The 10,690-nt window shown below is 29.1% G+C and carries 10 protein-coding genes; all 10 read left to right on the plus strand.

Annotation, left to right across the window (positions count from 1 at the left end; all coding sequences use genetic code 11):
• The first annotated feature begins 168 nt into the window (after positions 1-168).
• The 10 genes from DFR80_RS14505 (at position 169) to DFR80_RS14550 (ending at position 10,611) form a co-directional block, all read left to right on the plus strand.
• Positions 169-2,433: an HD domain-containing phosphohydrolase gene (locus tag DFR80_RS14505; protein ID WP_114490416.1), complete on the plus strand. Its 2,265-nt coding sequence runs from the start codon at positions 169-171 to the stop codon at positions 2,431-2,433.
• A 25-nt stretch (positions 2,434-2,458) separates the two neighbouring features.
• A complete protein-coding gene (locus tag DFR80_RS14510) occupies positions 2,459-3,355 on the plus strand; it encodes a diguanylate cyclase domain-containing protein (protein ID WP_114490417.1) in 897 nt (298 codons plus the stop codon).
• Between the two features lie 197 nt (positions 3,356-3,552).
• Complete coding sequence (locus tag DFR80_RS14515) at positions 3,553-3,927, plus strand: hypothetical protein (protein WP_114490418.1); 375 nt, start codon at positions 3,553-3,555, stop codon at positions 3,925-3,927.
• 174 nt (positions 3,928-4,101) lie between these two features.
• The gene (locus tag DFR80_RS14520; RefSeq protein ID WP_114490425.1) at positions 4,102-5,619 is read left to right on the plus strand and encodes a methyl-accepting chemotaxis protein; all 1,518 of its coding nucleotides are present in this window, start codon (positions 4,102-4,104) and stop codon (positions 5,617-5,619) included.
• A 100-nt stretch (positions 5,620-5,719) separates the two neighbouring features.
• Positions 5,720-6,850 carry a chemotaxis protein CheA gene (locus DFR80_RS14525; protein ID WP_114490419.1) on the plus strand — a complete coding sequence of 377 codons (1,131 nt, stop codon included), beginning with the start codon at positions 5,720-5,722 and terminating at the stop codon, positions 6,848-6,850.
• An 18-nt stretch (positions 6,851-6,868) separates the two neighbouring features.
• On the plus strand, positions 6,869-7,327 hold the full coding sequence (locus DFR80_RS14530; protein WP_114490420.1) for a chemotaxis protein CheW: 459 nt from the start codon (positions 6,869-6,871) through the stop codon (positions 7,325-7,327).
• Positions 7,328-7,330: 3 nt separating this feature from the next.
• The gene (locus tag DFR80_RS14535) at positions 7,331-7,783 is read left to right on the plus strand and encodes a chemotaxis protein CheW (protein WP_114490421.1); all 453 of its coding nucleotides are present in this window, start codon (positions 7,331-7,333) and stop codon (positions 7,781-7,783) included.
• 162 nt (positions 7,784-7,945) lie between these two features.
• Positions 7,946-8,311, plus strand: a complete 366-nt coding sequence (locus DFR80_RS14540; protein WP_114490422.1) for a hypothetical protein — start codon at positions 7,946-7,948, stop codon at positions 8,309-8,311.
• Between the two features lie 90 nt (positions 8,312-8,401).
• Positions 8,402-8,701, plus strand: coding sequence for a chemotaxis protein CheW (locus tag DFR80_RS14545; RefSeq protein WP_255417071.1), 300 nt, complete (start codon positions 8,402-8,404; stop codon positions 8,699-8,701).
• A 56-nt stretch (positions 8,702-8,757) separates the two neighbouring features.
• Positions 8,758-10,611, plus strand: a complete 1,854-nt coding sequence (locus tag DFR80_RS14550; RefSeq protein WP_114490424.1) for a PocR ligand-binding domain-containing protein — start codon at positions 8,758-8,760, stop codon at positions 10,609-10,611.
• Positions 10,612-10,690 lie beyond the last annotated feature (79 nt).

The following is a 10,690-nucleotide window of genomic DNA, read 5'->3' on the forward strand; positions in this document are numbered from 1 at the left end:
GAAATGAAGTTTAAATATACATTTGAAAGATAAAACCCTACTAAAGAAATATTAATTAACTTCTATAGTAGGGTGGCCGTCAGGCCATTTTGTTCTTAAAGCCATATTTAAAAATATTTAGTAATTTGTTATTTGATTTATTGAAATTTAGAAAAGAGGTGTTAATTTATGACTTCTAATTTTAAAAAGACAGAGAATATAAATTTAATATCCTTAGGAGATCATGCTGTATTATTTTATGAAAAAGATGAAGAGGTTTTACCAGCTGCATATTCTTTTATAAAAAGAAGTTTAAAAAATAATGAAAGATGTCTTTATATTGATTCAGAAGATAATCAAGAAATAATATTAAATGAATTAAATAACTCAATGGGTAATATTGATAATTTTTTAAAGAGTGGACAACTTCAGGTTTTTGATGTCGAAGATTTATATGGAAATCCAGTTAATTTCAGTTCTGATAATATGATTTCTTTGCTGGAGGAAAAAGTAAAATCATCTATTAAAGAAGGATATACTGGTTTAAGTATAACTGGAGAATTAAAGGGGGTTATAGATTTTAAAGGCGGTAAAGAGGAAATAATTAAATATGAATGGGAGCTTCATGATAAAATTTTTGAAAAATATCCCGTTAATGCACTTTGTAGATATAGTATTAATAAATTCGACAAAGAAATTATTAAAGCTGCCGTTGAACTACATGATTATATAGTCTGGAAGGGAAGATTGTATGAAAACCCTTATTATATTAACCCAGAAGGATATAGGCATAATAAAGTAGGGGAATATGAAATTAAAAGCTGGCTTGAAAATATACAACAGTATCAAAAAAAAGAAAATTTATATAAAGAAGTTATAAATAATAGTCAAAAAAAGTATTTTGAACTCTATAATGAGGCACCAATTGGAATAATCAAAACAAGTTCTAATGGGCAGGTATTACAGGTAAATAAAAAAATGGTAGAACTCGGTGGCTTTAATAGTGTTCAAGAAGCAGTAAATCATTACAGTGATTTAGGAAAAGATTTTTATTGTAATCCTCAAAAAAGAGAAAAATTTCTAGTTCAATTAAATAAAAATGAGGAAGTTAAGAACTTTGAATTTAAAGCAAGGAAGAAAAACAATGAAACAATATGGCTCAATATGAGTGCTAAAATTATTGAAAGAAAAGAAGATGGTAATTTTATCATTGAAGGTTTTGTCTTTGATGTCAGCGAAAAAAAGCAGTATGAAAAAAGTTTAGAAAAGAAAAAAGAAGAACTTTCAGCTTACAATCAGCAGCTAAAAGCTTATAATGAAGAAGTTACAGCAATGAACGAGGAAATTGAAGAATCTTTTAAAGAGATTGAAGATCTTAATAATCGTTTTGAAAAGATGATTTCTTTAGTCTCTGATATAGAAAATTTAAATACAATCTCTGAAGCTGAATTTTTGAGTAAAATATTACAGCAGGCAGTAGAAATTATTCCAGAAGCCGATTTTGGCAGTGTCTATACTTTTGGTGATCAGTATGTTAATTTTATAGACTGTATAGGTTATGATTTGAAATCATTACAGGAAAGAATAATTCCCAATCAATCTTTTTATAGTCAAGATTCTTTAATAGATATTGTTGATATTGAAAATATTAAGAAAAAAAACAAAAAGCATATGAGCAGTGATGAGTTTAAAAAATTAAATAAGATCAGTTTAAATAAACATCAAGAAATTATGTTTTTTAATCTAGTCATTAATGGAGAAGAAAAGGCAGGAGTAAGTTTAGATATTAAAAACAGCAGTAATAAAAAATTTACTAATAGTTCTAAAAAGATATTTTCTGCTTTTTATAATATTGCTTCTTCATTTTATAAGATGAAAGAATATAATTCTTTACAAAATAATTTTACTAAAGAAATAATCTCTTCGACAATTAAAATGCTAGAAATGTATGACTTATATACAAAAGGTCATTCTGAAAATGTGGCCAACCTTGCAGAAGAAATTGCAGAAGAAATGGAACTTGAACAGAAAAGAATTGATGATATTTATTGGGCGGGCTTAGTACACGATATTGGTAAAATGCTTATTCCTTTAGAAGTGCTTAATAAAAAAGGTAAGTTAACTGATAGTGAATATGAAGTAATTAAAGAACACCCTGTTTTTGGAAGTAATGTTTTAGAAAGTTCAAAGTCATTACAACATATAGCCAAATATGTACGGCATCATCATGAAAGATGGGATGGTAATGGTTATCCTGATGGTTTGAAAAAGAATAATATTCCGATTGAATCACAAATTCTTTGTGCGGCAGACGCTTGGGATGCCATGAATTCTAAAAGAACTTATCGTGAGCCCTTAAGTTATAACCATGCTTTAGCGGAAATTAAAGATAATAAAGGGACTCAATTTGCACCTGTGGTGGCGGATGCATTGTTAAATGTTTTAGATAATTAAATAACACAATAGGAGGTGATGATAGATGGAAATAGAATTAGATGATATTTTAGATAATATATATGGAGGAGTATATTATGTAGATAAAAATAGGAAAATAAAATACTGGAATAAAGAGGCTGAAAAAATTACAGGTTTTTCAAAAAAAGAAGTTATCGGGAAACATTGTTATGACAATATCCTCCAGCATATAGACGATGAAGGTTTAAAACTTTGTCATAATGGCTGTCCCCTACACGCCACAATTAGTGATGGAGCAAAAAGAGAAGCAAATGTATATCTGCATCACAAAGAAGGGCAGCGTGTTCCAGTAACAATTAGAACTGTTCCTTTAGAAAATGAAAAGGATGAAATAATTGGAGCAGTAGAATTATTTTTTAAAAACACAAAGATAAAATCTTTAGAAGATAAAATTAACGAACTTAAAAAAGACAATTTTAGAGATGAATTAACTGAAATTAATAACAGAAAATATTTAGAAGAAATTTTAGCTGAAATAATTGCAAGAGAGGATGTAAATAAAGATCATATAGCATTTTGTTTTTTGGATATTGATGATTTTAAACATATTAATGATGATTATGGTCATCTAGTTGGAGATAAGATTTTATCAATGATAGCTAAAACACTAAAGAGCAATCTTAGAGATGCTGATAAGGCTTTTAGATGGGGGGGAGATGAGTTTGCATTAATACTCTTTGATATTAAAAACAATAACCAACTAAAAGAATTATTGAAGAGATTAAAATTATTAATTAATGAATCTTTTATTAATCACAACCAAGAAAAATTAAATGTAACAATGTCTTTTGGTGCTACTAAAATTAGAAAAAATGATACAATAGGAGATCTAACAAGAAGAGCTGATAACAGTATGTATGAAAGTAAGAAGAAAGGTAAAAATATTATTACAATAGAATAATATTAATTTTTTATAATTAACAGAAAATTTTGTCAATAATAATAACTATTATCAATAATATTAAAACAAGGGGATGTTAAAATGCTTTTAAAAATGAGAAGAAAAAGGAAGTGGAATTAGTCTTAGCTACAAATTAATTTTTATTAAAAGTTGTAATTTCTAAAGTGTTAAAAAATATAAAAGGAGATGATTTATTAATGTTTAAAAATTTGAATTTAGGTGTGAAAATTGGTGGGGGATTTGCATTACTATTAATTATAGCAGCAGTTATGTCATTTATGGGATACAGTGGTTTAAATAATGTAGATCATAATTCAACAATTGCAATGGATGCAGCTGGGTTTTCGGAAACTACTTTAGAAATCAGGCAGAATGAAAAAAACTTTATGCTTAATGAAGAGCAGATATATATTGATAATATTAATTCAATGATTGAAACTATGAAGGCAAAAGGAGAAGAAACTAAGGCTATAATGAATGATCCTGCTGATAAGGAAAGAATTAATGAGATGCAGTCAATAGCAGATGAATATAAAAATGCTGCAAATAATTATGCGAATTCACTTTTTTAGCAGAATGACTTAAGATCTGAATTTACAGGTACAGAAGGAAATTTAATAAATCAGATAGAAGCTCTGGAAGAGGCTCAAACAGAGGAATTTAATGATTTATTAAATAGATTTAACTCAACTTTGAACACTAATGTAGATATAGATGATATAGAAGGAAAAATTAATACAGTACTAATGGCACAGCACCTAATAGAAAATATTAATGAGATTGGAATTCAGGAAAGAAATTATATAATAAATCTTGCAGATGCTGAAATGCAGAATCAATATGCGGAGAGTACTTTAGCTGCCTTTGAAACAGCAAAAAGTACTGCTGTTGAATTGAGAGATTCTTTTAATGAAGAACAGGATATAGAAGCAGCAGCAAATATCATATCTCAATTAGAGAATACAGAACAGGTATTTAGAGAAATACATAATATAGAACTTGTAAAAGATGAAAATAAAGCTTTAATGGAAGAAAAAGCAGAAGAGTTTATTCTTCGGGCGAATAATTTACAGGATTTACAATTAGAAAAAATGAGTCAAGCTCAAGAAGCAGCGATTAGAAATCTTATCATAGCTCTAGCCATTGCTTTATTAATTGGTATTGCCCTAGCCTTTTTCATTACAAGAAGTATAACTAAACCAGTTAATTTAGGTGTTGCTTTTGCTAAAGAAATTGCTGATGGTAATCTAGCTGCAGATAAAATTGATGTTGATAGTAATGATGAGATAGGAACCTTAGCGACAGCTTTAAATACAATGCAGGATCAGTTAAGAAATGTTATTAAAAGTGTATCAGATATAGCGGAAAATTTATCAGCATCAAGTGAGGAGTTAACTGCTTCAGGCGAAGAAGTAGCTACAGCAGCTTCTCAGGTAGGAGATTCTATCCAGCAGGTCGCTTCTGGTGCAGAAGAACAATCAGCACAGGTTGAAGAAACCAGCAGTAATATTGAAGAACTGATTATGCAGATTCAGGATGTTAAGAAAAACTCTGATGAAATGGATCAGCAGGCAGATAATGTAATGAATAATATTAATGAAGGAAATAATTCTATTAAAGAATCAGTAGAAAAGATCAAAAGTGTTAAAAATAATTCTACTGAAGTTTCAAACACTATTAATGAATTGGGAGATTTATCAAATAAAATTGGAGAAATTGTAAATCTAATTAATGACATAGCGGCTCAGACAAATCTGTTGGCATTAAATGCAGCAATAGAAGCAGCCAGAGCAGGTGAAGCAGGTAGAGGATTCTCTGTAGTAGCAGATGAAATTAGGCAATTAGCAGAAGAATCAGAAGAAGCAACAACTCAAATTGGAAGTCTTGTAAAAGATATTCAAAGTGGAGTAGGCAGTGCTGTCAGCAAAATGGATAATACAGAAGAAGTGGTTAATGACAGTGTTAATGCTATTGATACTACAGGAGAATCATTTAAGAAAATTAATAATGCAGCTGAAACTTTAAGAAAGCTAATTGAAGAAATTAGTAATAAAGCAGATATAGTAGATGAAAATAGCAATAAAGTTGATGCCAGTGTTAAAGAAATAGCTTCAGTAAGTCAGGAAGCAGCCAGCAACTCGGAAGAAGTAGCTGCAGCCAGTGAAGAACAGTCTGCCTCAACTGAAGAAATAGTAAGTGCAGCTGAAGATTTAGCAAATATGGCCAATAATTTAACAGAAGCTGTAAACAAGTTCAACTTATAATAATTACAAATTATCCTTAAAAAAGGGGGTTAATGCAAGATAGTTTGTATTAGCCCTTCTTTTTCTCTAATTTAAACTGCACTTAGATGGAGGTAATAAAATGAATAAGAAAAATGACTTAGATTTAGAAAACCTTGATCAAATAATGGATTTAGTCGGAGAATTATTAATCAATAAATCAAGACTTGAAACTTTAGAAACTTTTAGAGAAGAAGGTAAAGATGTTTTATCTCAGCTGGATAGAATAACAGCTGAATTACATGATAAAGTTATGAAAGTAAGAATGGTCTCACTTACAAACATCTTTCAAGAGTTCGATGAGATTATAGAAAATAATGAGAAAGAAATTAATCTTGTGCTTGAAGGTCAGGAGATTAAAGTTGATAGAGCTATGATAAATAAACTGGCTGACCCACTGACTAATTTACTAAAAAGCCTGACTAATAATATTGAAAAAGAAGAGATAAGAAAAAATATGGGCAAAGATAGAAAGGGAAAAGTTTCTGTTAGAGCTCATAAAACAGGTAATGAAGTTATAATAGAATTTGAAGATGATGGTAAGCAGATTAACCTAGACGAGCTGGAAGAAAAAATAGTAATAAATAATTTTGTTTCTAAAGAAGAATTAAAGAAGATGAGTATAGAAGAAAAATACAATCTGTTGTTGAAAGATAATATTTCTGCTGAAAAATTATTAGATGATATAGATAAAAAGATAACAGAAATCAAAAAAGCAAAAGAAATTATTGAAAGGCTTAATGGAAAACTTTATTTGGAATTGAGTGAGAATCAAAATTTTAAAATAGTGATCACAATACCGCTTAAGTTTGCTATAACTGAGGCTCTAATGGTTAAAATTGACGGCGACTTATTTGCGATTCCACTTGAAATGGTAAGTGAAACAAAAAGAATATCAAACTCTGAAATAAAAAAAGTAAAAAACAAAGATGTGATAAACTACCGCGAGAATACTATTCCTCTAATTGATAGTTACGATTTTCTTGATTTCAAAAAGCAAGAAAATGAGAGTTCAGACTCAGAGATAGAAGTAGTTATCGTTAATTCAGGGAAGAAAAGTGCTGCCCTTAGAGTAGATGAACTACTAAACCAGCAGGATATAGTAGTCAAATCATTAGGAGATCTTCTAAGCAGCACCAAAAACATTGCTGGAGCAACAATAATTGGTGATGGAGAGATTGCTTTAATCATGGATGTCAGGGATATAGCATAAAAAAAGGAGGTAACTAAAGTGTCTGAAACAGATAATAATTTTGCCAAAAAACAGTATATAACTTTTAGTTTAGGTCAGGAAAGATATGGGATTGAATTAAAGGAAGGGAAAGAGATTTTGCTGCCTCCTGAAATAACTAGAGTTCCTCATACTCCTAAATATGTGAAAGGAGTAATTAATCTTAGAGGAGGAGTTATTACAGTTCTAGATTTTAAAGATATTTTAGGAATTGATAATGATGCAATTTATAATGAAGAAGATAAAAGAATAATAATAACTAATATAGCAGGGATAGTTTCTGGATTTATGGTCGATCAAATGCAAGGGATATTAACATTTAGTAGTGAAGATATAGAAACTGAAAACAAAAATGAGATGAATTCAGAATTTATAAAAGGAATCTACACTGAAGGCAGTGAGGTAATACCGATTATAGATTTAAAAAGACTAATTTCATCCAGAAAAGAGGCGATTTAGATTATGGTTTCTAAAGAAAAGACTAATGAATATTTAATATTTAAGATTTTAGAGCAGGAATTTGCGATAGACTTAGATCAGAGCAGAGAAATTATAGAGATTAATGAGATAACTCTGGTTCCAGACTCTCCAGATTATATAAAGGGAATAATTAAAGTCAGAGATGAAATAATTCCGATAGTTGATCTGGCTAAAAAAATGAATTTAGAAAGTAAAAAAGATAAAAACAAAGTCATAATAGTTTCTATTCAGGGAGTTATAGTTGGTTTATTAGTAGATCAAATTTCGGAAATTGTGAAAGTTGATAAAATTAATAAAGCAAATACTTTAAAAACCTCTCAAAAAGTGGATAGAGCATTTATTGAAGGTGTTTTAACACTTAACAAGAAATTAGTAATAGTAATTGATACAGAAAAATTATTTAAAGATCTTAATTTGGAAATAGATTTGGATTGAAGGTTAATAAAATAGGCTGAGAGTGTAATTAATTACAAAAAAATTAATATCATGTTAAACTAAAAAGTGGAGATCACAAATAAAACATTTTTGAAAGAGATTTATCGTATTTTATGAATTAATTTGATAGATAACAATTAAATACTTAAATAATAGAAGGTGATGAATCTGAAGAATGTAATTATATTAACACCGTATAAAGGTGAGAGTAAAGAGAACATAAGATACGCTAAATTAGCTCTACTTGATAGTCTTCTAAGAGGCGAAGCACCTTTTGCAAGGCATTTGCTCTATACTCAAGTATTAGATTATAATATACCAAAAGAACGAGAAGTTGGGATAGAAGCAGGAATCAGTTGGTATCAAAAAGCTGACTTGTGTGCAGTTTATACTGACAATGGATTCTCTTCTGATATGAGAGAAGGAATTCAAAGAGCTAAAGAAAATGATGTTGAAATAGAATTACGCTCAATAGATGATAAATTAGATTTCAATAAAGCTAGAAATAAAATAGATGGATTAGTATAAGCAATATAGACCTCTAACAGAATTGGAGAAAAAGTTTGAAAATGATTTATTCTAATTACAGGTGGAATAATAAAATTAAGAGAATAAATAATACCATTAGTTAATTTGGGGACAAAAATAAATTTAAGCAGTAATAAAGATAAAAATAAGGTGATAATAGTTTCTATTCAAAAAAATTTAGTTGGTTTATTAGTAGATCAAATTTCAGAAATAGTTAAAGTTGATAAAATTAATAATGCCGATATTTTGAAGGCTTCACAAAAAGTAGATAGGACATTTATTAAAGGAGTATTGACCTTAAAAGAGAACTTGGTAATAGTGATAGATTTAGAAAGACTATTTGATGACTTATTAGAGAGTGCCGCAGAGGTAGTTCTAGAAGTTACTTGATAATATTATGAATTGTTTAGTATAGAGGATAACTATATTGAAAGTTGGTGGTTAAAATGGATATGAAAATCAGTGATTATTTTGATTATGATAGGCTTAATGAATTGCTCGAAGGTTTTAATCAAGCAACAGGTTATGTAACTGCAATTGTTGATCTTGAAGGTAATATTTTATCTAAATCAGGTTGGAGAGAAGTCTGTACTGATTTTCATCGAGTCAATAAATGTACAGCAAAAAATTGCAAAAAAAGTGATACTGTCTTAGCGAATAAGGTGTCCAAAGGGGAAGATTATTATGCTTATAAGTGTTTAAATGGTTTGGTTGATGTTGTTGTTCCAATTATTATAAAAGGGGAACATTTTGCTAATCTTTTTACAGGACAGTTTTTCTTTGAAGAACCCTCATTGGATTTTTTTGAAAAACAGGCAGAACAATATGATTTTAATGAAAACTTATATATTTTAGCAGTTAAAAAAGTGCCTGTTGTATCAGAAACGGAAGTTAAAGCTAAAATGAAATTCTTAATTGATATAATCGAAATGATTTCAGATTTGACCGTTGAAAAGATGGAGCAGCAGGAAGTAAACAGTTTATTAGAAAAATCATATGAGGAACTAAAAGCAAGCGAAAAAAAAATTAGAGAACAAAAAGAAGAACTATCTGCTTCGAACGAACAGCTAACAGCTTATAATCAAGAAGTTATGGCCATGAATGAGGAATTAGAGCAGTCTTTTGAAGAAGTTAATTTACTCAATCAGAGATTTGTTAATATGATTAAGTTGGTCTCTAATATGGAAGACAAAACATTACTGAGTGAAAAGGAATTTTTTGCTGATTTATTAAAGCATGCTGTAGAAATAATGCCAGAAGCTGACTATGGGCAAATATGTATAATAAATGAAGAAAAGCAGTGCAAATTTGTAGATGCGGTTGGACATGACATTAAAATTTTAGAAAAACTAAAATTTGATGAAAAGCTGCTTTTTAATAGAAAAAGTAAAATTGTTAATAACACCAACGACTATTTTTTTGATATAGATCAGATTGAAAGAAACAAGAAAGATATTTTAGAAGCCTTAAAACCGATCAAAGAATCTTTATATATTAATATCATAATAGATGAACAGACCGTAGGCCGCATAGGTCTTGATATTAATGCAAACAGCAGCAAAAAATTCAGTGATATATCTAAAAAAGTTTTAGAATCTTTTTCAACTTTGGCCTCTTCCTTTTTCGCCTTTAAAAGATTTGATGATTTACAGACCAACTTTACTAAGGAATTAATAACTTCAATTATTAAAATTATGGAAATGTATGATCTTTATACTAAGGGGCATTCAGAAAATGTAGCAAAATTAGCTTCAGCAATAGCTAAAGAAATGAATCTCTCTCAAAAGATGATAAGAGATACCTATTGGGCAGGGCTGGTTCACGATATAGGTAAATTGCTGGTTCCAATCAATATTTTAAATAAAAAAGAAAGATTAACTGATAAGGAATTTGATTTAATAAAAAAACACCCTGTCTGGGGCAATAAAGCTTTAAGCAGTTCTAAAATTTTAACACCAATTGCTAAATATGTGCTCTACCATCATGAAAAGTGGGATGGAAAGGGCTATCCTGAAAATCTAAAAATGAATGAAATTCCTTTGATTTCGCAAATACTGGGAGTGGCAGATGCATGGGATGCTATGTTATCTAAGAGAGCTTATCGTGATTCATTAAGTTTTGAACAGGCATTAGATGAAATAAAGACGAATAAAGGAAGCCAATTTTCTCCTAGAGTTGTAGAAAATTTTATTAAAATCATTGAAAATGATAATGTAGAAAAACTGCAGCAGGATATTTTAGATAATGAGATTAATGAGTCTAAAAGCAAGAATAATTTATTAAATAAGCGAATTTCATAATACGCTTAATTTAGTTTAATTCAAAAAAATATTGTCTGCGAATCATAAAAATAAGCCTTTTAATTTGAATTTGAAGATT

Origin of the sequence: Halanaerobium sp. ST460_2HS_T2 (genome assembly GCF_003337665.1) — a bacterium.
GTDB lineage: Bacteria > Bacillota > Halanaerobiia > Halanaerobiales > Halanaerobiaceae > Halanaerobium > Halanaerobium kushneri.